Raw genomic sequence first — 26,383 nt, 5'->3', positions numbered from 1 at the left:
CAAGTTAGGAACGCGCGTATTATAAGGGCAAGTTGCCGGGAAAGGAATTAAAAACGGCGTTTCAGCAAGGGGGGTGTACAGATTTACAGCGGCTGTTATCGACGCGTCAGAATAATGTTAGAAGTTATAACAACAAGAAAAGGGTAAAAAATGGTGCGTTCAATTGGACTCGAACCAACGACCCCCACCATGTCAAGGTGGTGCTCTAACCAACTGAGCTATGAACGCACTGGAAAGGTTTTTATAAAAATAACGCCTTGATAATTAAGCGATTTACTTATTTATTACCCGCTTAATCTACAGGCTAACGCTGCCGGTGTCAATCAGGGATACGCACAGCGCCCTGGCCCGCAAATAATGCAGGACAGGGGCTGGTGACGCTGGAAGAAAAAAGAGTTAACAGCGCGTGCTGGCTGAGTGTTATTTGCGGCCGAGAAGATAGCCAATAACAATACCGACGGCGCCAGCTATCGCCAGACCGCCGATGGGATTCGATGTAACCTGATCTCTGAGCGTGTCGGTAGCATCCCGGGTGGCGTTGCTCGCCTGCGATGCATATTTTTGCGCCATGCCTTTTACCGTGTCGCCCGGGCTGTTAGTGGTGCGACCGAATACTTCCTGCGCCTTGCCCGCGGCTTCATTGACCTTATCTTCTGCTTTCTCAAACATTTCAAACTCCTTTGACGCGAATGTAATCGTAAGTATAGACAAGATGCGCAGCGTGGTTAAAAACCTGTCACGACCGCTATCAGGTCGCCTTGCCGCCTACTTTGAATCTGGCCCTGCCGATAACCCGTGTAAGGCTTTAACATCAATTTCTGTATCAGCTTTTGCCAGGCGCTGCGTTAATGAAAGCAGTTCGTTGAACTGGGCCAGCAGGAGTTCCGTATCGCTTTTTAAAAGATTATCTGAGGCTTCAAGCGCGGTATTAATGGCTTTTTTAACGCTTTCAACAATCTGTTCCAGGCCGCCTTCTTTCCCCACCGCGAGCAACATGGCGCTCAGCAGCAGCGACTGAGCCTCTACCTGGGCGGTCAGCAATTTTGATTCTGCATCCATCTTCGAAATCTTGGCAATCATACTGATGATGATGTTTTTCATACTTGTCCCTCGCTTTAAATCCAGCCGTTACTGTACCCAAATCAGCCATATTTATTTTCAGGCGAAGTCGCACATTTCAATAATTCATACCCGGTTACAACCAGCCGCCACGAAGAGATAGCGACCGCAGCGAGGCTTTATCCATTTTGAACGGGTCGGAGCCGTAAAAAGCCGCTTGCTACACTGATAAATAAGCACACCCTGAGCGGAGATTTTTATGCCAGATAAGAAGACAGCCACCCTTTATCGTATGGTCATGAAAGAGCATATCTGCCCATATGGCCTGAAAGCCCGTTATTTATTAAAGCGTCAGGGTTTTGCCGTTGACGATCGCTGGCTGACCAGCCGGGAGGAAACCGATCGCTTTCAGGCCGAGCACCAGGTAAAAACGACGCCGCAGATTTTCATCGAAGGTAAACGCATCGGTGGTTACGACGAGCTTCGAAAATATTTTGGCAAGGCAGTGCCGGGGAGCAAACAAACCTCTTATCAGCCAGTGTTAGTGGTCTTTGCTATCGCGGCGCTGATGGCCATTGCAGCGGGCTATATTGCGTTCGGCAATCCCTTAACATTGCGGGTTCTGGCATGGTTTATTGCCTTCAGTATGTGCCTGTTGGCGATGCTGAAGCTCCGCGACGTTGAGCAGTTTTCAACTATGTTCCTGGGCTACGATTTACTGGCGCGACGCTGGGTGCCCTATAGCTACCTTTATCCCTTTGGCGAGGCGCTGGCGGGCATCTTAATGATTGCTTCCGTCTTAACCTTTATCTCGGCGCCGGTTGCGTTATTTATTGGTACGGTCGGTGCGGTCTCGGTGATTAAAGCCGTCTACATTGACAAGCGTGAGCTGAAATGCGCCTGCGTAGGCGGAGACAGCAACGTCCCGCTTGGATTTATATCGCTTACGGAAAATCTGTTAATGGTGGCGATGGGGATTGCCATGGCGGCGAAGGCGCTATTTTAAACTCATGTTCCGCATCCTGTAACGGTGACATCAAGCCCGTTACAGAATGCGGTGAACCAGAGCCTTCAGGCAGGCTATTGCCGGGGCAAAGCGTAGGCGAGCAGGGCATCGCCTGACTTAGTCCCCAGGCCGCCATGCCCGCCTGCGGCAATCAACACAAACTGCCTGCCGTCAGTTCCCATATAGGTTATCGGCGTTGCCTGCCCGCCAGCCGGCAGACGCGCGCGCCAGAGTTCTTTGCCGTTCATTTCATCAAAGGCCCGCAGGTAGTTATCAGCGGTAGCGCCCATAAAAATCAAACCGCTGCGCGTCACGATATTACCCCCGATCATGAAAATACCTGTAGGCAATGGCGCGTTGGTATGCGTCCCGAAGATATTCATATTCCGCGTCGTACCTGCCGGGCGTTCCCAGGCGATTTTGCGCGTTGTCAGGTCTATGGCAACCAGTTTGCCCCACGGCGGCGCGCTGCATGGTGCGCCTAAAGCCGTCAGCCAGGGTTTCACTACCGCAGCCCATGGCGTGCCGTATTGCGGCCCGACAGCAAATTCTTTAGGCTTTGGATAAGCCTCTTTGCTTCCCCATCCCGCCCAGTTTTTCATTAAACCCTGTTTAATCGCTTCACCAGATTTAAGGATCTGCATGGTGAAGGGAATATAGCTGATGTTGGCAATGAGCACGTGGCGGAGCGGATCGACAGAAGCGCCGTACCAGTCCATCACGCCATCAAACGCCGGATAGGCAATCGACGTGCCTTCAGCCGGCGGCGTAAATCGGCCCTGATAGCGGAAACGGTGGAACTGAATCCGGCACCAGAGCTGATCGACGGGAGTGGCGCCCCACATATCCGTCTCTTTAAGATCCGGTGGAGCAAGATTGGGCATACCGACAGAATCCGGCTGGGTGGCAGAAAGATGCTCGCCGGGCAGAGAAGGAGACGTGGGAACGGGTTTTTCTTCAACCTGTGCAAGAGGTTTGCCCGTGCGCCTGTCCAGCATAAAAAGTTGCCCCATTTTGGTCGTCTGAATCAATGCCGGAACGGACTCGCCTTGCCCGTCAGGCAAATCCACAAGCGTCGGGCCAATGGGAAGATCGTAGTCCCAGACATCATGATGCACGGTCTGGAAATGCCAGCGTTCAAGCCCGGTATGGATATCCAGCGCCACCAGCGCGCTGGAGTATTTATCGTCATAGGGACGCCTTTTTGCGCCGTAATAATCCGGTGTGGCATTACCCAGCGGAATATAAACCAGGCCCAGCTCGGGGTCAGCAGTATAGGTTCCCCAGCCGTTAGGCGTTCCACGCGTGTATTCTTCGCCTGGTTTTAGCGGCGCGTTTTGCGGATTTCGTCCCATGTCCCAACTCCATGCGAGCTTGCCCGTGTCGACATCATAGGCCCGCACCACGCCAGAAGGTTCTCCGGTCGCCTGGTTATCGTATATCCAGCCGCCGAGCACAATTTTGTTGTCCATGACCAGAGGCTGCGAGGTGATGAAATGGAAACCTGGCGGAACCTCTCCCATATGATCGGTCAGGCTGACAAAACCCCGATCGCCGAATGAGGCGCAGGGCTTACCCGTTTGCGCATTAAGCGCGACCATTCGCGCATTGCTGGTGGTGGTAATGATTTTTTCCGGACAGCTTTTGTCGTCAATCGCCTTGCTGTATGCCACACCGCGGCAGGCGAGATATTCATTTGCCGCCGTGTCGGGATGAGGATCAAACCGCCAGCGTTGCTTGCCGGTGGTGGCGTCAAGCGCAATCACCTGGCGGTGCGGCGTGCAAATATAAAGCACGTTTCCGACCTTAACAGGCGTCACCTCAAAGTTAAATTCCCGTCCGGCCTTGTCCTCTCCTTTACGCTGGGTATCTCCCGTATGGTATTCCCAGGCAGGCTTTAACTGGCTGACATTGCCGGGGGTTAACTGTTCCAGCGGTGAAAATCGCTGGCCGGCGGCGGTGCGGCCGTAAAAATGCCAGTCGTTAGCGTCTGTTTCCCGGGCAGGCGCAGCGCCAGCTTTGGCCTCCGGGAGCGGCTGGTGTTGTACAAAGCGTGAATCAGTGACCTGCCAGCCCGCATAGAATATGCCCGCAATGGCTGCGAGATAGAGACAGCCCGGCAGTAAACCGCTGAACCAGGGCTTTCTTTGCGGCGTCAGGGGCCGGGTAATCCAGGGCATGCTCACCCAGATGCCGAGTACGGCGAGACCAAATAAACGCGGCATAAGCTGCCAGCCATCAAGTCCCACCTCGCTTACCGCCCATACAGCACAGGCGATAAAAGTAAGCAGGTAAAGTCCGAGCCCCGCGCTCCGGTAACGCGCAAGCCAGATGCCGCTCAATAAAAATCCGACGCCAAAAAGTATATACCAGGGCGTACCGCCCAGCGCAGCCAGCCAGCCTCCTAACGCAAGCCAGGTTACGCCAAGCAGGACAATAAATATCCCTGTCAACGAAACTAAGGAAAACCAGGATTTTTTCATTATGTCACTTCACTGGTGAAGGAAAGAATAATAAAGCATATAAAGGAAATGGGGAGAAAGAGCCGAAAAAGAGAAGCGAGACGTATAGATTTATAAAATTCCTTGTGAATCAAGGCGCAAAATCAGGGAAAAGATTGTCTCTAAATTTTACAAAATATATTTTTTAGTTACTTTTTTAAAGCGCTGGTTTTAAACGGGGTGAGAGTTCGAATAAGCAAAAAATCTATAATGCGGATGTGGGAAAATATTCGGCAGCGGTAAAAATTAGCCCGGCATTATAAGCCGGGCATAGTCTCATTTTTTTTGTTTCGCGTTTTGATTAATTCCTGATTCGGCGAGGGTGGTTAATTTATTGTCGGCTGATTTTTCCTCTTCGAGAGTTTGCCCAAGCAGCGTTTTTGCTTGTGTGTATCCCAGCATTTCCGCCAGAGTACATAGCGTGCCGTAAGAAGCTATCTCATAGTGCTCAACTTTCTGTGCCGCAGCAATTAAACCTGCGTCACGCACCGCACCTTTATCAACGCTATCAATCACTTCCTGGCCTTCTTCAATTAACCCTTCCATCGCAACGCATTTCATACGTTTTAAACGGAACTCAGGAATACTGTCTACCACCTGATCGATGCGCTCCACATGGCCCCGGGTCTCTTCCAGGTGGCTGGTGAAAGCGTCGCTAAGCTTAGGGTTTTCAGAGGCTCGGGCAAGTTTGGGCAGGGCCCGCGTTAATTGCTTTTCAGCACTGTATGTGTCTGATAAAAGGTGAACAAAAAGGTCTTCAATGGTTTTGATCTGCATGATCGCTCCAGAATTCGCTCTTTATTTCATATCAAGGAGCATGAGCAGATTTGTCCATGCAAATCCGCCCACACTGATGAGGTTTCAGTCTGCGCCGGTCAGCTTACGACTCGGATTTACGTCCGCCCCCGTGGCTATTTTCACCACCTTTGCGACCTGCTTCTGAGGCGCGTTGGGGATCGTTTTTAAAATTCCCGCCGCTATGTTGGCCGCCTTTCTTACCGGCTTCAGATGCTTTATCTTTGTCTTCGGCAAAATTACCTGAACCGCCTCGATGTTGAGTCATAAATTACTCCTCACTTAGGGATGAATGGTAATACTTTACGAGACATTATTGTCGCGTAACTAAAAATTGTAGTAGAGGGCTTACCTATTGCAAGTAAAAAACGGCCGTGCTGCGGTATAAAATGCTTCACTAAGAATAATCTTAAAGCGTTAAATTTATTTTGTCATCATCCGGTAACTCATTATATTTACTTTTGGATGTGCCTTAAAAATCAGGAGATAATTATGGTGTGGTATAGACATTCGCAAGGAAATGTTAAAGGTGTATTTATGCCATTTTTATTCAAAAATACCGTTTGTTTATTGTTGAAAAACGGCGGGGCACTTTACCGTCCACGTGACTGGTTAAAAATCGAACATAAGTATTTAAAAGTAGTGCAGAAACCACAGTAAATGTAACCGAGGCCGACAGCGAAACCTTCTTCACTATGCTGTTGATTTACCGGCCTCCCAGGCCAGACCAGAGAGTGACGTCGCTGGTACTTTTAAGCTGGCTAAATGAAGTCCCGACTGGAGAATATTATGCATTTTATTGAAAAAGACGATCCGAGCGAAGCGCCAGAGTCCGGGGATAAACAACCGAAACCCGATCAAAAATAATACTTTAAAGGCCGCAGAAGCGGCCTTTTTGCTTTTTTAACGGTTTCTTAAAGCGATACGTTCTTATCGGCAGTCATATTATATACGGGAGGACATTATGGCTGTAGTTGTCGTTACAGGGGGAACTGCCGGCGTTGGCAGAGCCACTGCGGTGCACTTTGCGAAAGAGGGTTACGACGTTGCGGTGATCGCCCGTGGTGAAGAGGGCCTCAGCGAAACGCTGGCAGAGTTACAGGGAGTGGGCGTTCGTGCGGCCGCTTTCAGTGCCGATGTGGCCGACGCGGTACAAATGACGCGAACCGCGGATAGCATAGAAGCTGAATTTGGCCCGGTTAGCGTCTGGATCAATTCAGCTATGTGTACCATTATGTCGCCCTTCGAAGAAGTCGACGCCAGTGAATATAAACGCGTTACGGATGTGACTTATCTGGGAGCCGTTAACGGTACAAGAGAAGCGCTGCGTATCATGAAGGCTCGTAATGAGGGCACCATCGTGCAGATAGGCTCCGCCCTGGCTTACCGCTCCATTCCTTTACAGTCTGCCTATTGCGGCGCGAAAGCGGCTATCAGAGGCTTTACGGATGCCCTGCGTTGCGAGCTTATCCATCAGCGTAGCGCGATACGTCTGACCATGGTTCATCTCCCGGGGACCAACACCCCGCAATTTAGCTGGGCCCGCAATAAGCTGGGCCATCCTGCACGCCCGGTAGCGCCTGTTTATCAGCCGGAAGCGATAGCAAAAGCCATTTTTAATGCCGCCTGCAAGGCACCCCGGGAGATGTGGGTTGGGAAAGCCACCGTGCAGTCGATTCTGGGGAATTATATTTTTCCACAATGGCTCGACAGCATGCTGGCTAAAAAAGCCTGGTCCGGGCAAATGGAACGCTCGGCATATCTCACTCCCCATTCGGACAATCTTTTTATGCCCGTTGAAGGTCTGCATCAGAGCAGGGGGCGCTTCAGTGAAGAAGCAAAGGAGAGCGTGATGAGCCTTAATTCTGCCACGCCGGTGAGGATCGCTTGCGCCGTGGCGAGTTTAGGCGCGCTAATTTTATTTAAAAAGTATCAACGCCGCCGTAAAAGGAATTAAGTCTCCGCAGACCCGCAAAGCCGCTGCTATTTTAGCCGCGGGCTTTGATAATGGAAAACCAACGATAGCCATACCCGTTCAGCGTGATAGAAAGAGGGGCCATTAATGTTCCGGATGGCTTGTATTCTTTATCAGCCAGGCATTCGGTTAACCCGGCTATATCAGCCTCGGTGATTTCCGCTGTCACTTTCTGGCTGCAAAAGTTAGCCAGCAGCAGCAGGCCTGTGTTGACATAGTTATACCTCAGGGCAAATATTGCCGGATTCCGGGTATCAATAACGTGATAGTCCCCTGAACCAATTTCATTAAGACCCAGCCGTGCCCTGGCTATTTTACTCACGCGATGCAATAAAGAGTTATCGTTTATTAGCGAGGCATTAACATTAACTTTTTGATAGCGATACGGCCCCGTATCAATGACCGGGACAATAAGTTTTTCTGGCTCGGCCTCAGAAAAGCCGGCACAGGCTAAATCTGACCACTGCATCGGTGTCCTGACGGCGTTGCGTTCTTCAAGCTGTAAATCGTCGCCCATGCCTATTTCATCGCCATAACGTAATACCGGTGTGCCGGGTAAAGAAAAAAGAACCGCGTGCGCCATTGCCAGGCGTTTTATATTGCCTTTCAGCATCGGGGCGAGCCTGCGTCTCAGGCCGCGTTGATAAACATGCATATTTTTATCAGGGCCAAAGCTTTTCATAACGTCTCGCTTTTCAGCTTGCGACAGACCGTCCAGATCAAGCTCATCATGGTTGCGCAGCCAGTTAGCAAAGCAGGCTCTGAAAGGCGGGGCAGGTAACTCTTCCAGGGCCTGCAATAAAGCGGTGGCATTCTTTCTGGCCAGGGAGACGTAAAATTTTTTATTCAGATTAAAACTTAGCAACATTGAAAGACGATTGTTATCGCCGAAATAATGGCGGTATTGTTCAGCCGGAACATCCACTTCGCCTAATAGCAAAATTTCAGGTCGGCGGCGAGAAATAAAATCACGCAGATGGGTTAGCAAATCATATCCTTTTTCCTCGCTACCCTTGCCCGCTTGCTTGACCATATGTGAAGCCGCATCAAAACGAAAGCCTGAGATGCCCATTCTTAACCAGAAAACGATCACACGTTCTATTTCTTTAATGACTTGCGGACAGGAAAGATTTAAATCCGGCTCGTGGTGATAAAACATATGGCGGTAATACTGTTGTGCTTCCTCATCCCAGCTCCAGACGCTTTTTTCCACGCCTGGAAACATCGGCGCATCGTCTTTTTCTGGCGGAGTATCGGCCCAGATATAATAGTCGCGATAAGGTGACTTTCTGTCACGCTTCGCCTGCTGAAACCATAAGTGTTCGCTGGAGGTGTGCTGAAGAACCAGTTCGATAATAACGTGCAGGCCAAGCTCCTCCGCCCGTTCGACCAGCATAACCATATCCGCTACGTCGCCGAAGCGAGAGTCGACACGCAGATGATCGCTAATATCGTAACCCCCGTCGCGAAAAGGAGTGAGGTAAAAAGGGGTAAGCCAGACGCATGTGGCGCCGATGCCGCGGATATAATCGAGTCGTTGAGTGATGCCCTGCAAATCGCCCCAGCCATCGCCGTTGGCATCAAAAAAAAGTGCCGTATCAATTTGATAAATTATCGCATTTTTATACCAGTCGCTTTTCATCTAAGTCCCTCATTGAACATCTTATTTTGGTTCTTATTATGACGAGCTAATACTTGTAGCAATGTCGCAAGCCAGCCTGTGCTGATGATTTATAGCCATAATATCTTAGCGGTAAGTTTTTCTTTCTGCTCGCTTAACCCCGTACTTCGGCTACTTTTAATAAAAAACATAAGCGGAAAAACAGCGCGGTTTAGCTTTAAGATGCACTGGCGTCTGCTCTGGATGATATCGCGACGGATAATTGTAATAACCTGATATTACGCATTGAATAGTAAAGGTTATTCGCTATGGGGATTCGTAATGACCGATGCTGAATGGGTCCTGCTTCTTTCTCGCGGGCAATTTTCACTGACGATGGGAATGCACATCACGCTTGCCGCCCTGACGCTCGGGCTGGCTCCCTTTCTGGTCTGGTTTGAGGCTCGCTGGCTGTGGGGGCAGCGGAATGCGGCGCGGGAAGCGCTACATTTTTGGATAAAAATTTTCGCGCTCACCGTGGCGATTGGCGCCGTGACGGGCGTGGTGATGGAGTTTCAGTTCGGTACTAACTGGACGCCATTTTCAAAAAAGGTTGGCGGATTTATCGGACCGCTGCTCTTTTTTGAAGTGCTGGTGGCCTTTTTCCTGGAATCGGCATTAACCGGCGTCATGCTGTTTGGCATGGGTAAGATTCGGCCAGGCCTACATTTTGCCGTGACGTGCCTGGTGGCAATCGGCGCGTTGATCAGCGCTTTCTGGATTCTGGCGGCAAATTCATGGATGCAAACGCCGGTAAATTATAGTCTTGACGACAACGGCATCTTTTCCCCGGTTAACTGGCAGGCGCTCATTTCGGCCCCTTCGTTTCCCTTACGTTTTGCTCATATGGTACTGGCTGCCTATATTGCGGTAGCGGTAATGATTGCGGGCGTCGCCGCCTGGCGTATTCTGCATCGCCCTGGCGAAAGCGCCGCCCGCTGCATGGCCGTTTGTGCAATATGGTTTGCCGTTGTGGCGCTGCCGGTACAATTTGTAGTGGGCGATCGGCACGGCGAAAAAACGCTGCGGTATCAGCCCGCAAAGATCGCGGCCATAGAAGCGACATGGCACCCGCCTGCGCCCGGTGAAGGAGAGCCGCTGCGGCTCTTTGCTATACCCGACCGGCACGCCCAGCGTAATCATTTTGAACTGGCCATTCCCGACATCGGCTCGCTCTATTTGCGGCATAATTTGACGGGACATATAAAAAGCCTGAGTGAATTTCCTGCCGACGAGCGTCCTCCTGTCCTGCCCGTCTTCTTCGCTTTTCGCATCATGGTCGGGTTGGGTCTGCTGATGTTTATTACGCAGCTCGCTGCCGTTATTCAGCATCTTCGCGGCAGGCTTTACACGTCCCGTCGTTTGCTCTGGCTGCTGGTTATTCTTTCGCCGGCAGGATTTATCGCGATGCTTTCAGGTTGGGTGGTCACCGAGATGGGAAGACAGCCCTGGATCGTGCAGGGTCTGTTACGCACGGCTAAAAACGTTTCAGCCTTGCCCCTGAGCTGGCTGATCATCTCCTGTTGCAGCGTGCTGGTGGTGTATGCGTTTGTCTTCAGCTACGGCATGCGTCACTTCCTGCGCTATGTTGCCGCACCGCTACCAGCGGGAGAAGAAGTGGTTAGTACAAAAATTGTCACCAGACCGGGAGGAAAATCGTCATGGAAGGATTAGCGAGTTTATCGGCCGCGACGCTGCTCTTTTCCCTGCTGATGTATCTGATGCTGGATGGCACGGACCTTGGTGTCGGCATGCTTTTCTTATGCATTAAAGGCGAAGAACCCAGGCGACGTATGGCGCACTCTATGTTGCCCATCTGGGATGCGAATGAAACCTGGCTGGTCCTGCTGGCCGGGGGAACGCTGGCGTTATTTCCGGCCGTTTATGCCGGAGCGCTAAGCCTGCTTTATATTCCCGTTTTTCTGCTGCTGTTAAGCCTTATTTTACGGGCGATGGCGCTTGAATATCGCGATAAAGCCAGCAAGCGCGTGCGCGCTTTTCTCGACCTTGTTTTGCCGCTGGCATCTTGCCTGGCGGCGTTCAGTCAGGGCTTCTGTGCGGGCACGCTGGTCAGCCGTTTTCTGTCAAACGACGCCGTGCAGGGGTTCAGTATTTTTCCCGTTCTGTGTGGTCTGGGCTTAACGTCGGGTTATCTGTTACTCGGCTGTGGCTGGATACGCTGGCGCATCGGTCAGCCAGTTGAAAAGCAGGCAGCTCGTCTTAGCGGTTATTTTTTTCTACTTTGCTGTGGGTTATGCATTGCCGTCATGCTTCTTGAACCGCTTCCCTGGCGCCAGGCATGGCAATACGCGGCAGGAAAAACGCTGTCGGTGATAATTTTACTGCTGTTATTTGCGATGATAATCGTGCTTAAACGTGGACAAGGCCTGCTACAACTGATTGTCACGCTGGCCTTAATGACCACAATAGTGCTGTTGCTTGCGGCAGGATTTTATTGGTTGTCGGCTAATAACCTGATAAGCCTCACCGCTGCGGCCTCATCAAAAACGACGCAGCTGGTGATTCTTGTCGGCAGCGCGGTGGTGATTCCTCTCACGCTTGCTTACCACTCGTGGGTCTTCTGGCTTTTTCGCGGAAAGGTGTTGTAAGGCGATAACTAAAGCAGCAGGAAAATATTCTGCGAAGAGGAAATTTAACCTCTCCATTAAACGATGGTATTAATGCCCCGGTTACTTTAACCCGATCGCTGTGCGATCGGGTTATGCAGAACGAACCGGGAAACTAGCCTGTAGCCGAACAACCATAATTCGCTCGGACCGTTTGCTGGACGGTCCGACATTTTCGTTTTGACAGCCGTTCTCTCACAGGCTTATTGCTGCAACACTTCGGCAAATTTCGCCAGCCATTGCGGATGCGCAGGCCAGGCAGGTGCGGTGATCAGATTGCCGTCAACGTGCGCCCGATCGATGCTGATATCGGCATAATGCCCGCCGCTGAGCCGTACTTCCGGTGCACAGGCCGGGTAGGCGCTACAGGTGCGGCCTTTCAGCACTCCGGCGGCGGCCAGCAGTTGCGGGCCGTGGCAAACGGCGGCAATAGGTTTACGTGCGGCGTCAAACGCCTGTACCAGTTTGATCACCTCGTCATTCAATCGCAGATATTCAGGCGCCCGTCCGCCGGGGATCAACAAGGCGTCATAATCCTGTTCTTTCGCCGAGGCGAAATCGGCATTGAGAATAAAACGGTGACCGGGTTTCTCGCTGTAGGTCTGGGCGCCGTCAAAATCATGGATCGCCGTCATGATGTAGTCGCCCTTGACCTTATCGGGACAGACCGCGTCAACCTGATGGCCAATCATCTGCAGCGCCTGAAACGGCACCATGGTTTCGTAATCTTCGGCGTAATCGCCGACCAGCATCAGAATCTTCTTGCCCATTATGATCCCTCCCGTGTGAATGAATATGCCTAAGGTATAGCCCAGCGGTAGGGGGAATGCGAACTGCACAACCCCATCCGGGAGGTCTGTCTGGCATCAAAAAGAAAGGGTGATTCATCGGGGAGGTTTTAGCAGGAGGAACCGCTTTTAAATCAATGACAGGGTTCGTGTCGATACCATCCGTTTTCACCATAGCATCGCGAAAAAATCTGGTAAGCCAGCGTTTTCTGAAGCCGAATTTTTCCCTGTTACAGCGGCATTAACATGGACTTAACTATTGCGGATAACGGTGGGATTCTATGAATCTTAGCGGAAAGAAAACTGTGTAATTTTAATATCTTTCAAGGGCCTACAGGCATTAGCCAATGTCTGTGGATTAAGAAATGGTGCGTCCGAGTGGACTCGAACCACCGACCCCCACCATGTCAAGGTGGTGCTCTAACCAACTGAGCTACGGACGCACTGGGTGAAGCGAAAAATGGTGCGTTCAATTGGACTCGAACCAACGACCCCCACCATGTCAAGGTGGTGCTCTAACCAACTGAGCTATGAACGCATCAGGCTGTCTGGCGACAACGGGGACGAATATTAGCGGCAGCCCGTGAGCCTTGCAAGCGGAAAACCGCAATTTTCTCTAAGATTTCACGCAATTGCTGAGCATCTGCGCAGTACGTTGAAAAAGTAGCCGCCGCGAAGGCGGCTATTGATGGTTTATCGCGCAGCACGTTGCAAAATAGCCATTGAGGGCTGGCGTTGCAGCCAGCGCATACGGAGCATCATCATGATAGCCGCGGAGGTCAGGCCGATGATAAAGCCCATCCAGAACCCGGCAGGCCCCATGCGGTCAACCACCAGATCGGTAAGCGCCAGCACGTAACCGCTCGGCAATCCCAACACCCAATAGGCAATAAAGGTGATAAAGAAAATTGAGCGCGTGTCTTTATAACCGCGCAGCACACCGCTGCCAATAACCTGCACGGAGTCAGAAATCTGGTATACCGCGGCCAGCAACATCAGGTGCGCGGCAAGCGCCACCACCGCCGGGTTATCATTATAGAGCAGGGCAATATGCTCGCGGAGCATGACGGTAAACAGGGCGGTGCACATCGCCATGCAAATACCAACCATGATACCGGTGCGGGCGGCGATCTGCGCATCGAGCGTGGAACCCTGTCCCAGACGGAACCCAACGCGGATGGTAACCGCTGCGGCCACGGACAGTGGGATCACGAACATCAGCGAGCTGAAGTTCAGGGCAATCTGGTGACCGGCCACATCAACGATACCCAGCGGCGAGACGAGCAGGGCGACGACGGCAAACAGCGTCACTTCAAAGAACAGCGCCAGCGCAATCGGCAGGCCGAGCTGAATTAATCGCGTTACCACCTTCCAGTCCGGCGCGTTAAAACCGGCAGGGCTGCGGATATCGCGCATTGAGCGTGCTTTGCGTACGTATGAAATCATGCACAGGAACATCACCCAAAACACCGCCGCGGTTGCCACGCCGCAGCCTACGCCACCCAGCTCCGGCATGCCAAAATGACCGTAGATAAAAATGTAGTTCACCGGAATATTCACCAGCAGGCCGATGAAGCCCATCACCATACCCGGCTTGGTTTTTGCCAGGCCTTCACACTGGTTACGCGCCACCTGGAAGAACAGGTAACCCGGCGCGCCCCACAGCAGCGCGCGCAGGTAGCCCACCGCTTTCTCGGCCAGCAGCGGGTCGATGTTATCCATTGAGCTAATGATATAACCCGCGTTCCACAGGACGACCATGATCAGCACCGACACCGTTCCCGCCAGCCAGAAACCCTGGCGAATTTGATGGGCGATGCGTTCGCGTCGCCCTGAGCCGTTTAGCTGCGCTACCACCGGCGTTAACGCCAGCAGCAGGCCGTGACCAAATAAAATGGCAGGCAGCCAGATGGAGGTGCCGATAGCCACCGCCGCCATATCCGTGGCGCTGTAACCACCGGCCATCACGGTGTCAACAAAACCCATGGCGGTTTGGGCGACCTGGGCCAGAATCACGGGTATCGCCAGCGCCAGCAACTGGCGGGCCTCGATAAAGTACTTCTGCATACGTACACCTGATTATTATGAGTTATAAGCAATACAAAGACGCCGCCGTGTATGGCAGCAAGAAGAAATTACAGGGGAATGAGCCAGACTATTGTAGCGAGAGTTAATTAAATCGCCAGCCAAATAATAGCGGGGCAGTGATGATGACTGGCAAGCTTTTTTTCCAACTGTTAAAGTGCCGCACACAGATGCAGGCATGCCCCAGCGGGGATGCTATTGCCACTTATTAAATCGTCAGGAGTTTTAGGATGTTTACAGGTATTGTGCAGGGCACCGCGACCCTGGTCTCCATTGATGAAAAACCCAATTTCCGCACCCACGTTATCGAGATGCCAGCGGCCATGCTGCCCGGCCTTGAAACGGGCGCGTCCGTGGCGCACAACGGCTGCTGCCTTACGGTCACGGAAATCGATGGCAATCGCGTTAGCTTTGATCTTATGAAAGAGACGCTGCGCATCACCAACCTTGGGACATTAATTGTTGGTGATAGCGTGAACGTGGAACGCGCTGCGAAATTTAATGACGAAATCGGCGGACATTTAATGTCGGGCCATATTATGACTACCGCCGAAGTGGCGAAGATTCTTACTTCGGAAAATAACCGCCAGATCTGGTTTAAAATCCGGGATAAATCCCTGATGAAATATATTCTGCACAAGGGCTATGTCGGCATCGACGGTATTAGTCTGACGGTAGGCGAAGTGACGGCGAGCCGTTTTTGCGTGCATTTAATTCCCGAAACGTTGCAGCGCACTACCCTTGGCAGCAAAAAGCTGGGGAGCCGCATCAATATCGAGATTGACCCGCAAACCCAGGCGATAGTGGATACCGTTGAACGCGTGCTGGCGCAACGCGAAGCGACGCTGGCAGCAGCGTTGCCGAAGGAATAACCTGAAGGGGTGGATATCGCACGCGCTTATCCACCCTGTAAATCAGGCAATCAACAAACTGCCACGCACTACATCGCTGTTATGGCGTTCGCCTAACAATAACTCCACCGCGCGACGGGCAATGTTTTCCAGCGGATATTCAATGGCTGGAATAGTGCTGGCGCCGGGCAGGCGGGTGGAACCATCCAGACTGAACACCATTACTTTTTCCGGCACCGATAGCTGATACTGATTCAGCATCATCACCGCCTCCTGCGCCTGGCTGTCGTTGGTTACCAGCAGGGCCGTGAACTTCACGCCGCTGTTAATCAGCTTTTGCAATGCAATGCGCAGCGATGGCTCGTTTTCAACGACCAGTTGCCGATTAAACGGCACCACGTAGTTGTGCAGCGCCTGGCGATAGCCGTCCATGGTCAGCGTTGCTGCCTCACCGCCCGGGAAATTAACCAGCGCGATGTTCCTGCGCTGCTGCGAGCACAGATAATGCACGGCGGTTTCTGCGGCAAAGATGCGGTCGCACTGTACGCTGTTGCCGCTCGATGGGTTCAGGCAGTCAATCAGCACAATCTCTTCGGGAAGTTCAGGCAACGGGAAGCGTGCGCCGACCACCACAAGCGCGTCGCACATACCGTTAGAGAGCTCCTCAACGGCGTGCATGAGGCTTTTATCATCGTTGGCAAAGCGCAGCAGCAAATGCTTCCGGTGTCGACTGAGCTGTTTTTCCAGCGCCTGCAGGTAACCGGTGGATTGCTGAATGTGTTCCGTGGCGCAGATTACCCCGATACAGTTTGTAGACTGGCTGCTGAGCGACTGGGCGATGGCGTTGGGCTTGTAGTTAAGGATTTCAGCGGCGCGCAGCACGGCCTGGCGGCTTTCCTCCTTTACGCCGCGACTACCGCTCAGCACCCGGGATACGGTGGCTTTCGAGACCTGCGCAAGTCGCGCAACATCATTGATATTCGACATAGTGATTTCCTGCACTACCAAATGCGGGCCGTAATGGCCCGCATGATTCTGTTGACAAAGCTCTCAGGTGTTAAAGTTGCTTTGCCGGGGTTTTCAAACGCAAAGAATTAACTCTTCTGGTCTACCCCAAACACCCGAAAAGCACGCATTTCGGGTGTTTGTCATCAATCTTAAACGGGCCTTAATGGCCCGCATGATTTTTCTAACGCTGGTCATCAAAACCGTTTTTTGCTGCCGTTTCACGGAACCATTCTCCGCTTTTCTTGATGGTACGTTTTTGCGTTGCTAAATCCAGCGAAACGAAACCATAGCGGTTTTTATAGGCGTTGCACCACGACCAGTTATCGATAAATGTCCACATATGGTAGCCGAGGCAGTTGCTGCCTTCGCTGATGCCTTTATGCAGCCATTTCAGATGATCGCTGACGAAATCAATACGATATTCGTCCTGGATCTGTCCGTTTTCATCGAAACGCCGTTCGTTTTCCACGCCCATGCCGTTCTCAGAAATATAACACCGAGGGTTGTTATAGTTCTCCCGCAGGTTGGTGAGGATATCGTAAATACCCTGCTCATAAATTTCCCAGCCGCGGTACGGGTTCATTTTACGACCCGGCATGTCGTAGGCTTCAAAGAACCATTCCGGCATAAACGGGCTGTCCGGGTTTACCTGTGAGTCGCGACATTTGATACGACGCGGTTGATAGTAATTGATGCCGAGCAAGTCCACCACGCCTGAGGCGAGCAGGGCTTTATCTTCTGGCTGGCACGCCGGCAGCTGATCATATTCCCGCAGCAGCGCCACCAGTTCTTTCGGGTATTCGCCGCGCAACGCCGGGTCAAGGAAGCTGCGGTTGAACAGCAGGTCCGCAATATTCGCAGCTTTCACATCGGCCGGGTTTTGCGAGCGAGGGTAAGATGGCGTTAAGTTGAGGATAATCCCGATTTCGCCGCCGTCATGACGCTCATGGTAAGCCTTCACCGCCAGCGAGTGCGCAAGCATAGTGTGATAAGCCACGGTTGCCGCACGCCTGAAGTCCACCACGTTTGGATAGTGGAAGTCATACAGATAGCCGCCTTCTACCGGCACCACCGGCTCGTTGAAGGTAAACCAGTGCTTTACGCGGTCGCCAAACAGCTCGAAACAGGTTTGTGCATATTCCGCATAGGCGGTGACAACGTCACGGCTTTCCCAGCCGCCACGTTCCTGCATCACCATCGGCATATCAAAATGGAAGAGGTTGATAAATGGCGTAATGCCCTGGGCGTGCAGCTCGTCAAACACCTGGTTATAGAACTTCACCGCCTCCTGATTAACTTCGCCGCGGCCCTGCGGAATTAAACGCGCCCAGGAAATGGAGGTGCGGAAGGTATTGTGATTCAGCTCCTTGAGTAGCGCGATATCCTGCTTCCAGTGCTGATAAAAGGTGGAGGTATGCTGCGGGCCGACGCCGTGATGGAAACGCGTTGGCTGCTCTGCAAACCACCTGTCCCAGATGGTAGCTGATTTGCCAAAAGCCAGCGTTTCGCCTTCGGTTTGCGGTGCGGAACTGGCGCTGCCCCACCAAAAATTATCAGGAAATGCGTATTTCATTCTTTTTCCTTGGTTGACGTGCCTGCCATGCAGGCAGGCAATAAATATTCAATTCACGGTAACCGGATTTTCGTTTTCCTGCGCGCTGCGCTCTTCGTCCTGTTTGAGTAACGTCCGCTCGTAAGCCTTCAGGAAGGGATAATACATCACAGCCGACATCGCCATACAAATCACGCACATGATGACGGGACTTACCGCCCAGTTTGCGGCCCAGGAGGCGCCGACAGGCGCAGGCGTGGTCCACGGAGTCAGCGACACGACCTGCGCAACCCAGCCGAGTTTGGTGGCGATATAGGCGAGCGTGGCGTTAATCATTGGCACCAGCGTGAACGGCAGGAAAAACACCGGATTCATGATAATCGGCGTGCCGAACAGAATCGGTTCGTTGATGTTGAAGAAGCTCGGCACCACGCCCATTTTGCCAATGGTGCGTAAATGCACGGCCCGGCTGCGCAGCAACAGGAAGGCCAGTGGCAGGGTGGAACCCACGCCGCCAATCAGCAGATAGTGATCCCAGAAGCCCTGCAAATAAATATGTGGCAGCTCAGCGCCTGCGGCCAGAGCGGTCTGGTTGGCGGAAAGGTTCGCCATCCAGAACGGGTTCATGATGCCGGTCACGATTAGCGCCCCATGAATACCGGCGAACCATAAAATCTGGCAGATAAAGACGGAAATGAGGATGGCCGGCAACGAATCTGAGGCGGAAACCAGCGGCGCCAGTAAATGCATGATTGCTTCAGGCAGAATCATCCCCGTTGTGGACTCAATCAGCAGGTTAAGCGGATGAAGCGTCAAAACAATCACCACTACCGGAATCAGGATCTCAAAAGAACGGGCAACGCCGGTGGGGACTTCTTTGGGCAAGCGAATGGTTATGTTGCGGCGTTGCAGAAACGCGTACATTTCGCTGGCGTAAATAGCCGTGATCAGCGCGGTGAAAATGCCCTGGCCGGAGAAGTACTGCGTTGAGATTTGCCCGTCTTTATAAGGGGCGGCCACCAGCAGAAAGGCCATAAAGGCCAGCAGCCCGGTCATAATTGGGTCGAGCTTGTAATGCTTGCCAAGGCTTGCCCCAATGCCGACCGAGATAAAGAACGTCATCACGCCCATGCTGAGGTTAAACGGCAGCATCAGCTGTTCGCGCCAGGTCTGGGAAAAGCTGAGCCACGCGCGGGCAAAACCCCAGCTGCTGTCCGGTGAAAACGGTGGGAAAATAAAAACCAGCATGAAAGAACCGATAATCATAAACGGCAGGGCGGCGATAAACCCGTCACGGATGGCGATAACATGGCGCTGAGAACCCATCGTGCCCGCTATTGGCGTTACTTTTTGCTCAATCACATTGACCATTTTTTGGTACATGCTCATGGCGATATCCTTGCTGTTGTTCCGAAATGTAAGCTAATTATGAAACAATATGGAAACCGGTTTCCAGAGCAAAAGTAAAAACTGTTAACGAGATCAAAATCGTGACGTGAAGTCAGCCTGAAACGTGAAGGAGATCGCCTTTTTTTCAGCGGGCACGAAAAAAGAGAAGGCGTTGTTATCCCGGCTTAGCCGGGATAACAACATTAGCGAGGAACGCGCAGGCCGTTTTCAACGCCGCGGCTAAAGACAACCTGCCAGAGCTGAATATCGCGAGCGCGAAACGCCCCGGCACAGGCATTGAGATAATAACTGAACATGCGTCTGAAACGCTCGGAGTAGTTGTCGGCAATCTCCGGCCAGCAGGCGAGGAAACGTTCGTGCCAGGCCATCAGCGTTTTGTCGTAATCGGCACCAAAATTGTGCCAGTCCTCCATCACGAAATGGCTCTCACTGGCGTCGGCAATCTGCCGAATGGAAGGCAGGCAACCGTTGGGGAAGATGTACTTATCTATCCACGGGTCCACGTTGTTATCGGTTTTATTCGAGCCGATGGTATGCAGGAGGAAAATACCGTCCGGCTTCAGGTTGCGGTCGGCCACGTCAAAATAGGTGGCGTAGTTTTTCGGGCCGACGTGTTCGAACATGCCAACCGAAACGATGCGGTCAAACTGCATATCTAAATCGCGGTAATCCTGTAGCAGAATGGTGGCATCCAGCCCCGTGCAGCGTTCCTGGGCCATTTTCTGCTGCTCGGCAGATATAGTGACGCCGTGCACGGAGACGCCATAATTACGCGCGGCGTAGGCAGCAAGCCCGCCCCAGCCGCAGCCGATATCAAGCAGGGTCATGCCCGGCTCCATATGCAGCTTATCGCAGATCATCCTGAGCTTTGCTTCCTGCGCTTCGCCGAGCGTGGTCGCGTCTTTCCAGTAACCGCAGGAGTACTGCATATGCTCGTCCAGCATACGGCTGAACAGATCGTTACCGAGGTCGTAATGTTCTTTACCCACAATCCAGGCGCGTTTTTTGCTTTGCAGATTAACGAGCCGGGCGGCCGCGATACGAAGTGTGTCTTTTAAATGATGCGGGAGCTGTTTTTCCAGCCCGGCACGAATAACTTTGTTGAAAAAGATATCCAGACGTTCGCAATCCCACCACCCGTCCATAAAGCTTTCGCCGAGACCCAGCGAGCCTTCCTGCAGAACGCGTTTAAAAAAATCGGGGTGCTTCACCTGAATATCAAAAGGGTGAGGGCCGTTAACGGTAATCCCCGCCCGGGTGAGCATTTCGTTCGCGATACGATACCATTCATTATCTCGTATGCTGACTTCTTCTATACACGATGAACTCATAGCTTCTCCATCACTGAGTGACCAGAACCTTAAAACAGCGTAGACGCTATTTTGCGGTATGTGAGAAATCACACGGAAAAATCCGCATGCCTGATATCCGGCGCAGAACAGAGGAAAGGGCTAACGCCCGCAAAAATGACGATCCAGATAAAAACGGGAGCGCAGAGGCTCCCGGTAACACATTCATTATAGTGATATTAATCGAGCCGCTGACGAGTATATGCCTGTGAATCTGATGATTCAATGCTTTATTGTTAGCAGACTAATTACGTTTTTTTAACATTATCGACAGATTTAGGGTAGTGACGAAGAAGACGTTTCCCCCGTTTGCCCTGCCTGCGTGCCGTTGCGACGCTGAAGCCGATACCCCAGCATTGCCAGTACAACGGTGGCTAACATTACGCTGGTGGTGGTGAGCAGCGGTGTGGCGACAAGCCATGAAACCAGCAGGCTTGCAAAGAAGCACAGACCAAGCTGCAGCGTGTTTTGCAGCGCAGCGGCTTTACCGGTCGCCTGCGGGAAGGGCAGCAGAGCAGCGGCAACCACAATCGGGTAAATTGCGCCGTTCGCCATCGCCATCAGGCAGAAAGGAATAAGCAGCAGCGTCAGGTTTGCATGTCCGCTGATTGCCACAGCCCAGGTACCGAAAATGCTTAGCGTGTAGAGCGCCAGCAGCCAGGGCAGCATCTGTTTACCCTGCCATTTTTGCAGCGCGCTGCGGCAACCATAGCCACCAATCAGGAAGGCGATGGTTTGTGGCATATAGCTCAGGCCAATGGCGGCTGGGCTGTAGCCCATTGCATTGAGGATAAACGGCGAACCGGTAAGCCAGGCGAAGAAGCTTGCCGAGCAGGCGGCATAAATCAGTACGTTGCCGCTATAAACGCGTGAGCGCAGCAGAGACAGGAAGCTGACCCGGTTATCATCAGCTTGTGGGTAATGCTGAGTGCGTGGTTTCAGGCGCAGCGTTGGCACCATCAGAAGCAGGGTAATGAGGAAAAGCGTGACGAAAATAGCCTGCCAGTCGAAATGGCTGAGGATCCAGCTACCCAGCAGGGGAGCCAGCGCCGGGGAAAGCCCCACCAGCGGCATAATCGTCGCAAAGATTCGGTTTGCACGACTTGCCGGATAGTAATCCGTAACCAGAGCCTGCCAGCTTACCGCCGCAGAACAGACGCCCACCGCCTGAATGAAACGCAGCACGAGCAGCGCCGTCGCGCTTTCAACCCATAGCATACCGATGCAGCTTACCGCGAAAATGCTTAATCCAGCCAACAGCACCGGTTTACGTCCAAAACGATCGGACATCGGCCCCCACATCAGCTGTGCAAAGGCGAAACCGGCGAGGAACAGGCTAAGGCTTGCGCTGACGGCGGAGGCCTCGGTGTTTAAATCCTGCTGAATAGCAGCGAAAGCCGGCAAATACATATCGGTGGCGAGGAAACCCAGCACGCTAAGGCCGGCCAGCCAGATAAGGAATCCTTTTGATGGTTGCATAGTTATCTCTTGATTTATTTGCAGGTTTACAGCGGCGAGAGTGTACGGAGTGCAAAATGGCTTGTGAAACGCTAATATTTGTAGATTGCATTCAAAATTTTTGCAGGCAGAAATATGTGGTCCGAATATTCGCTGGAAGTCATAGATGCGGTGGCGCGCAACGGGAGTTTCAGCGGCGCGGCTCAGGAGCTGCACCGGGTTCCTTCCGCCATCAGCTATACGGTGCGGCAGCTTGAAGACTGGCTGGCGGTTCCGCTGTTTGAACGCCGCCACAGAGACGTAGAGTTAACGCCAGCCGGAGCCCTCTTTTTAAAAGAGGGCCGTTCTGTTATCAAAAAAATGATGACGACACGGCAACGGTGCCAGCAGATAGCAAACGGGTGGCGCGGGCATCTGGCGATCGCCGTCGATAACATCGTTAAGCCTGAGCGAACCCGGCAGCTGGTGCTGGACTTCTATCGTCATTTCCCGGATATCGAACTGCACATTTTTCAGGAAGTTTTTAATGGCGTGTGGGATGCGCTGGCGGATGGACGAGTGGAGGTGGCGATTGGGGCCACGCAGGCCATTCCCGTTGGCGGGCGCTATGCGTTTCGCGATATGGGCGTGCTGAGCTGGCGTTGTGTTGTCACCGCCGCGCACCCGCTTGCGCAACGTGCGGAGGCGCTTAGCGATGACGAGTTACGCGCCTGGCCTTCGCTGGTGCTGGAAGATACGTCCCGCTCGCTGCCTAAACGTATTACCTGGCTGCTGGATAATCAGCATCGCGTGGTGGTGCCGGACTGGCGGTCAGCCGCGGATTGCCTGAGTGCGGGATTGTGCATAGGCATGGTGCCTTCGCACATTGCCAGACCCTGGCTTGAGCGCGGCGCATGGCATGAACTGACGCTGGAAAACCCGTTCCCGGACGCGGCCTGCTGCCTGACGTGGCGGCAAAACGATGCTTCACCGGCGTTAAGCTGGCTGCTGGAATATCTGGGGGATAGCGAGACGATGAATCAGGAGTGGTTAAGAGAGCCTGAAAATGAACTTCAGGCTCGGGATAACCATTAGCGGCGGTAGTCGCGGAACGGACCGTCAGCCACTGAACGACGCTCAATCAGGCGCGGATGCACTTCAATGGTCTGCGACTCTTCACGCTTATTGACGATGCGGTCGAGCAGCATGCTAAACGCGGTTTCACCCAGCGAGTCTTTCGGCTGGTGAATGGTGGTCAGCGCAGGCGAGAAGTAGCGGGCGTTGCGCACGTTGTCATAGCCGATAATAGAGATATCCTGCGGCACCCGCAGGCCCATCTCATCCGCTGCGCAAATCGCGCCCATCGCCATGATATCCCCGCCGCAGAAGACCGCGGTTGGGCGGTGCGGCTGGTTCAGAATCTGTTGCATGGCGCGGTAGCCGGATTCCGGCTCGAAATCACCCTGCACAATCCAGTTTTCCGCGATGGTAATCTTCGCTTCTTCCAGCGCCTGCATAAAGCCTGCGTGGCGACCACCACCGGTATTGCGTTCCATTTGCCCGGGAATTGCGCCGATTTCGCGATGCCCGCGTTCAATCAGATAGCGCCCGGCGAGGTATCCGCCGCGAAAAGCGTTATCTATCACTGAATCGGTGAAGTCCGCTCGTGCCTCGCCCCAGTCCATCACCACCATCGGAATATGACGATATTCTTCCAGCATGGCCAGCAGCGTGTCCGGGTATTCGGAACACATAACCAGCAGCCCGTCGACGCGCTTTTGCGCCATCATCGACAAATAGGCCCGCTGCTTCTCAAGGTTGTTATGCGCGTTGGCAAGAATAAGGGTATAGCCCTTTTCAAAGCAGCTGTTTTCTACCGCTTCGATAATTTCGGCGAAATAGGGCGCTTCGCTGGAAGTGGCAAGCAGGCCAATCGTTTTGGTGTGATTAACTTTCAGGCTGCGCGCAACGGCGCTTGGCGAATAGTGTAATTCTTTGATCGCCGCCCAGACCGCGTTACGGGTTTCTTCTGCCACAAAGCGGGTTTTGTTAATAACATGTGACACGGTTGTAGTGGAAACGTTTGCGCGCTTCGCCACGTCCTTGATTGTTGCCATTAGATGTCACTCCAGGCCATATTGTAAGCTCCTGATAATTCGTCTGTTAAACGTTTGCGTTCGCTAACTCCTGGGGCAACTCTTGGGCTGCTGCATGTCGGGAATGCGACATAAAACGGGAGGAGGGCGTTGAATTGATGATACGCAGTAAATTAGCGAGGGATTTTGGCTTATCTTTTCGCAAAGTGGAAGAGGGAAAACCAATATCATCATAAATCCAGGAGGATTTTTGCTTCCGATTGTGGGAAAATCACCCGCACATACTCTTTGTAAGGTAATTTTAAGGAGATTTGCGATGAGTACCGATCTGAAATTTTCCGTTGTTACAACAATCGTTGTTCTGAGCCTGATTGTCGCAGGTGCTTTAACAGCAGTAATGCACTGATTAAAAGGGGCGCAATCGCGGCCCTTTTAGTTTGCTGACACAGAAAGAAAAAGCGTGGTTTAACCTTCTTTGTGTTGATTAGCCGAAAATCAATCTGTTGGTTTTGCTTATTTTTTATCCGGTGGTAGACGTTCAACCCGTGTTGGTTGAGAGTTTGCCATCGGTCTGAAGGGGCCGCAATTGCGGCCCCTTTCTCTTATATTACCGGAACAGACTTAACGAATGGTCTTCGGCGTCATCACGCGTTTAGCACCCACATAATGACGCTGCCAGTAATCTTCGCTCAGCGAGGTAATCTGGATATCGCGACCGCTGCGCGGAGACTGGATGAACTTGCCGTTACCTATGTAAACGCCAACGTGGTCAGCGGCGCCGCGCCCGCGGGTGCGGAAGAAGACCAGATCGCCGTTTTCCAGTTCACCACGACCGACAGAAGCGGCATCACGCAGGTGATACATTTCATTCGCCGTGCGTGGAATACGGAACTTAACCAGGTCCTTATAGGCATAATAAACCAGGCCGCTGCAATCAAAACCGGTGCGCGGCGAAGTACCGCCCCAGCGATACGGTTTGCCAATCTGCCCCATGAGCTTATTCATCGCCGTGGTCTGCGCTTTTTGCACGCGAATTTTGTGCGCCTGGGCAATAGTCAGATTTTTGTCCGCTTTTACCGCAACACATTTCGCTTTACGGCCTTTGCGCGTTTTAGCGCATTGCTGAGGAGAAGCGGCGTTTTGAACTGCAGAAACCTGGCTGGCTTTTAATGAAGAGTTTTTGCTGGTGTTTTTTGCGAGGGTTTTACTTTTAACGGCTGGCGTTGTTTTCTCTTTAACTGGAGCCGTTGTTTTCCCGCTGGAACGCTTTGTAGAGAGGGAGCTGGTCTTTTCTTTACGCTTGCTGGTTTTTACCGTGCTTTTCGTTGGGCTTTTCGCCGCCTGGGCTTTAAGCGTGGCAACAGGATGCGCGTGCCCGGAAGCCTGCGTCAAGGGGGTATAAGGCAAGGTAAAAAGCAGAGCACAGAGCGTGATAGAGATTTTTGTTATCCGCGCCACTCGACAATCCCCTGATAAAATGAAAACACGGAAGTACATCATGCCCGCGTGTGATTTTTCAAAACCAGCCGATTCTAATCTATAAGAAGCAATAAAGTTAATAGCCTTTTTCTTCCGAAGATAAGGTTTCGTTATCGGACGCTAAAAAATTGACCTTTTATCAGCTTATAAGACGATTTATTGATCGAGCCTGGGGTATTTTGCAGATTGGCGATACTCTGAAAAGTGTTATCCTTAAAGCATGTTTAGCGTTCCCCGCGCGGTGCAGGGATAACCCTGCAAAAATTGGTGTTTTCTGCCGGGGGCGCAACTCGCTACAATGGCAGGCTACTGCCGTAAAAAGGTTTGAGGAAGCAAGACAATGAGCACAATCGAAAAAATCCAACGCCAGATCTCAGAGAACCCGATCCTTCTCTATATGAAAGGTTCCCCGAAACTGCCAAGCTGCGGTTTCTCAGCTCAGGCGGTACAGGCGCTGTCCGCATGCGGCGAGCGTTTTGCCTATGTGGACATCCTGCAGAACCCGGATATTCGTGCGGAACTGCCAAAATACGCAAACTGGCCAACCTTCCCGCAGCTGTGGGTTGATGGTGAACTGGTTGGCGGCTGTGACATTATTATTGAAATGTACCAGCGTGGCGAACTGCAGACGCTTATCAAAGAAACCGCCGAGAAATACAAGTCAGAAACGCCTGACGCCGAATAAGTCTCGCGAGTTGATTAAAA

The 26,383-nt window shown here is 52.4% G+C and carries 24 protein-coding genes and 3 tRNA genes; 9 read left to right on the top strand and 18 right to left on the bottom strand.

Annotated features, from left to right (window positions below; genetic code table 11):
• Positions 1–151 precede the first annotated feature (151 nt).
• The 3 genes from E2L00_RS03890 to iraP all read right to left on the bottom strand — a co-directional run bounded on the left by E2L00_RS03890 (position 152) and on the right by iraP (position 1,101).
• A tRNA-Val gene (locus E2L00_RS03890) sits at positions 152–228 on the bottom strand.
• 192 nt (positions 229–420) lie between these two features.
• Positions 421–669, bottom strand: a complete 249-nt coding sequence (locus tag E2L00_RS03885) for an ElaB/YgaM/YqjD family protein (protein ID WP_167607235.1) — start codon at positions 667–669, stop codon at positions 421–423.
• Between the two features lie 96 nt (positions 670–765).
• Positions 766–1,101: an anti-adapter protein IraP gene (iraP, locus tag E2L00_RS03880; RefSeq protein ID WP_167607232.1), complete on the bottom strand. Its 336-nt coding sequence runs from the start codon at positions 1,099–1,101 to the stop codon at positions 766–768.
• A 217-nt stretch (positions 1,102–1,318) separates the two neighbouring features.
• Between iraP and E2L00_RS03875 the strand changes: the two genes are divergently transcribed.
• Positions 1,319–2,065, top strand: coding sequence for a glutaredoxin family protein (locus tag E2L00_RS03875; RefSeq protein WP_167607229.1), 747 nt, complete (start codon positions 1,319–1,321; stop codon positions 2,063–2,065).
• 74 nt (positions 2,066–2,139) lie between these two features.
• Here E2L00_RS03875 and E2L00_RS03870 read toward each other — a convergent pair whose 3' ends face one another.
• From E2L00_RS03870 to E2L00_RS03860, 3 genes are all read right to left on the bottom strand, one after another.
• Positions 2,140–4,548: a membrane-bound PQQ-dependent dehydrogenase, glucose/quinate/shikimate family gene (locus E2L00_RS03870; RefSeq protein ID WP_167607226.1), complete on the bottom strand. Its 2,409-nt coding sequence runs from the start codon at positions 4,546–4,548 to the stop codon at positions 2,140–2,142.
• 294 nt (positions 4,549–4,842) lie between these two features.
• Positions 4,843–5,343, bottom strand: coding sequence for a YciE/YciF ferroxidase family protein (locus tag E2L00_RS03865; protein WP_167607223.1), 501 nt, complete (start codon positions 5,341–5,343; stop codon positions 4,843–4,845).
• A 103-nt stretch (positions 5,344–5,446) separates the two neighbouring features.
• Positions 5,447–5,629, bottom strand: a complete 183-nt coding sequence (locus E2L00_RS03860) for a con-10 family general stress protein (protein ID WP_167607221.1) — start codon at positions 5,627–5,629, stop codon at positions 5,447–5,449.
• A gap of 224 nt (positions 5,630–5,853) precedes the next feature.
• On the opposite strand from E2L00_RS03860, the gene E2L00_RS03855 reads away from it, so the two are divergent.
• A complete protein-coding gene (locus E2L00_RS03855) occupies positions 5,854–6,021 on the top strand; it encodes a hypothetical protein (protein WP_167607219.1) in 168 nt (55 codons plus the stop codon).
• A 304-nt stretch (positions 6,022–6,325) separates the two neighbouring features.
• A complete protein-coding gene (locus E2L00_RS03850; protein WP_167607216.1) occupies positions 6,326–7,318 on the top strand; it encodes an SDR family oxidoreductase in 993 nt (330 codons plus the stop codon).
• A gap of 31 nt (positions 7,319–7,349) precedes the next feature.
• Here E2L00_RS03850 and E2L00_RS03845 read toward each other — a convergent pair whose 3' ends face one another.
• Positions 7,350–8,978, bottom strand: coding sequence for an alpha-amylase family protein (locus E2L00_RS03845; protein ID WP_167607214.1), 1,629 nt, complete (start codon positions 8,976–8,978; stop codon positions 7,350–7,352).
• Between the two features lie 300 nt (positions 8,979–9,278).
• Between E2L00_RS03845 and E2L00_RS03840 the strand changes: the two genes are divergently transcribed.
• Together E2L00_RS03840 and E2L00_RS03835 are read left to right on the top strand one after the other, a co-directional pair.
• Positions 9,279–10,670, top strand: coding sequence for a cytochrome ubiquinol oxidase subunit I (locus E2L00_RS03840; RefSeq protein ID WP_167607211.1), 1,392 nt, complete (start codon positions 9,279–9,281; stop codon positions 10,668–10,670).
• On the top strand, positions 10,658–11,605 hold the full coding sequence (locus E2L00_RS03835; protein ID WP_167607208.1) for a cytochrome d ubiquinol oxidase subunit II: 948 nt from the start codon (positions 10,658–10,660) through the stop codon (positions 11,603–11,605). The genes E2L00_RS03840 and E2L00_RS03835 overlap by 13 nt, the downstream gene beginning before the upstream one ends.
• A gap of 221 nt (positions 11,606–11,826) precedes the next feature.
• Here E2L00_RS03835 and E2L00_RS03830 read toward each other — a convergent pair whose 3' ends face one another.
• The 4 genes from E2L00_RS03830 to mdtK all read right to left on the bottom strand — a co-directional run bounded on the left by E2L00_RS03830 (position 11,827) and on the right by mdtK (position 14,478).
• Positions 11,827–12,393: a DJ-1/PfpI family protein gene (locus E2L00_RS03830; RefSeq protein WP_167607204.1), complete on the bottom strand. Its 567-nt coding sequence runs from the start codon at positions 12,391–12,393 to the stop codon at positions 11,827–11,829.
• A gap of 384 nt (positions 12,394–12,777) precedes the next feature.
• Positions 12,778–12,854: transfer RNA gene (locus tag E2L00_RS03825), tRNA-Val, on the bottom strand.
• Between the two features lie 18 nt (positions 12,855–12,872).
• Positions 12,873–12,949, bottom strand: a tRNA-Val gene (locus tag E2L00_RS03820).
• 155 nt (positions 12,950–13,104) lie between these two features.
• Positions 13,105–14,478: an MdtK family multidrug efflux MATE transporter gene (gene mdtK, locus E2L00_RS03815; RefSeq protein WP_167607201.1), complete on the bottom strand. Its 1,374-nt coding sequence runs from the start codon at positions 14,476–14,478 to the stop codon at positions 13,105–13,107.
• Positions 14,479–14,726: 248 nt separating this feature from the next.
• Between mdtK and E2L00_RS03810 the strand changes: the two genes are divergently transcribed.
• The gene (locus E2L00_RS03810; protein WP_167607198.1) at positions 14,727–15,368 is read left to right on the top strand and encodes a riboflavin synthase subunit alpha; all 642 of its coding nucleotides are present in this window, start codon (positions 14,727–14,729) and stop codon (positions 15,366–15,368) included.
• Positions 15,369–15,410: 42 nt separating this feature from the next.
• On the opposite strand, the gene E2L00_RS03805 is transcribed toward E2L00_RS03810, so the two are convergent.
• The 5 genes from E2L00_RS03805 to punC all read right to left on the bottom strand — a co-directional run bounded on the left by E2L00_RS03805 (position 15,411) and on the right by punC (position 22,145).
• The gene (locus tag E2L00_RS03805; RefSeq protein ID WP_167607195.1) at positions 15,411–16,334 is read right to left on the bottom strand and encodes a LacI family DNA-binding transcriptional regulator; all 924 of its coding nucleotides are present in this window, start codon (positions 16,332–16,334) and stop codon (positions 15,411–15,413) included.
• 202 nt (positions 16,335–16,536) lie between these two features.
• Positions 16,537–17,928, bottom strand: coding sequence for a glycoside hydrolase family 1 protein (locus E2L00_RS03800; RefSeq protein ID WP_167607192.1), 1,392 nt, complete (start codon positions 17,926–17,928; stop codon positions 16,537–16,539).
• Between the two features lie 48 nt (positions 17,929–17,976).
• The gene (locus tag E2L00_RS03795; RefSeq protein WP_167607189.1) at positions 17,977–19,296 is read right to left on the bottom strand and encodes a PTS sugar transporter subunit IIC; all 1,320 of its coding nucleotides are present in this window, start codon (positions 19,294–19,296) and stop codon (positions 17,977–17,979) included.
• A 203-nt stretch (positions 19,297–19,499) separates the two neighbouring features.
• Complete coding sequence (gene cfa, locus E2L00_RS03790) at positions 19,500–20,648, bottom strand: cyclopropane fatty acyl phospholipid synthase (protein ID WP_167607187.1); 1,149 nt, start codon at positions 20,646–20,648, stop codon at positions 19,500–19,502.
• Between the two features lie 294 nt (positions 20,649–20,942).
• On the bottom strand, positions 20,943–22,145 hold the full coding sequence (punC, locus tag E2L00_RS03785; RefSeq protein WP_167607185.1) for a purine nucleoside transporter PunC: 1,203 nt from the start codon (positions 22,143–22,145) through the stop codon (positions 20,943–20,945).
• A 114-nt stretch (positions 22,146–22,259) separates the two neighbouring features.
• Between punC and punR the strand changes: the two genes are divergently transcribed.
• Positions 22,260–23,198: a DNA-binding transcriptional activator PunR gene (punR, locus tag E2L00_RS03780; protein WP_167607183.1), complete on the top strand. Its 939-nt coding sequence runs from the start codon at positions 22,260–22,262 to the stop codon at positions 23,196–23,198.
• Here the strand turns inward: punR and purR are convergent.
• On the bottom strand, positions 23,195–24,220 hold the full coding sequence (gene purR, locus E2L00_RS03775) for an HTH-type transcriptional repressor PurR (protein ID WP_167607180.1): 1,026 nt from the start codon (positions 24,218–24,220) through the stop codon (positions 23,195–23,197). The genes punR and purR overlap by 4 nt on opposite strands.
• Before the next feature lie 295 nt (positions 24,221–24,515).
• Here purR and cydH point away from each other — a divergent pair, with 295 nt between their 5' ends.
• Positions 24,516–24,605: a cytochrome bd-I oxidase subunit CydH gene (cydH, locus tag E2L00_RS03770; RefSeq protein WP_167607177.1), complete on the top strand. Its 90-nt coding sequence runs from the start codon at positions 24,516–24,518 to the stop codon at positions 24,603–24,605.
• A 215-nt stretch (positions 24,606–24,820) separates the two neighbouring features.
• Here cydH and E2L00_RS03765 read toward each other — a convergent pair whose 3' ends face one another.
• A complete protein-coding gene (locus E2L00_RS03765; protein WP_167607175.1) occupies positions 24,821–25,657 on the bottom strand; it encodes an NlpC/P60 family protein in 837 nt (278 codons plus the stop codon).
• A gap of 361 nt (positions 25,658–26,018) precedes the next feature.
• Here E2L00_RS03765 and E2L00_RS03760 point away from each other — a divergent pair, with 361 nt between their 5' ends.
• Complete coding sequence (locus tag E2L00_RS03760) at positions 26,019–26,363, top strand: Grx4 family monothiol glutaredoxin (protein ID WP_121268754.1); 345 nt, start codon at positions 26,019–26,021, stop codon at positions 26,361–26,363.
• Positions 26,364–26,383: the final 20 nt, after the last annotated feature.

This window comes from Cedecea colo, from assembly GCF_011808225.1.
GTDB classification, from domain to species: Bacteria; Pseudomonadota; Gammaproteobacteria; order Enterobacterales; family Enterobacteriaceae; genus Dryocola; species Dryocola colo.
The sequence above is the reverse complement of the archived record's forward strand: the minus strand, read 5'-3'. Positions and strand labels throughout refer to the sequence as shown.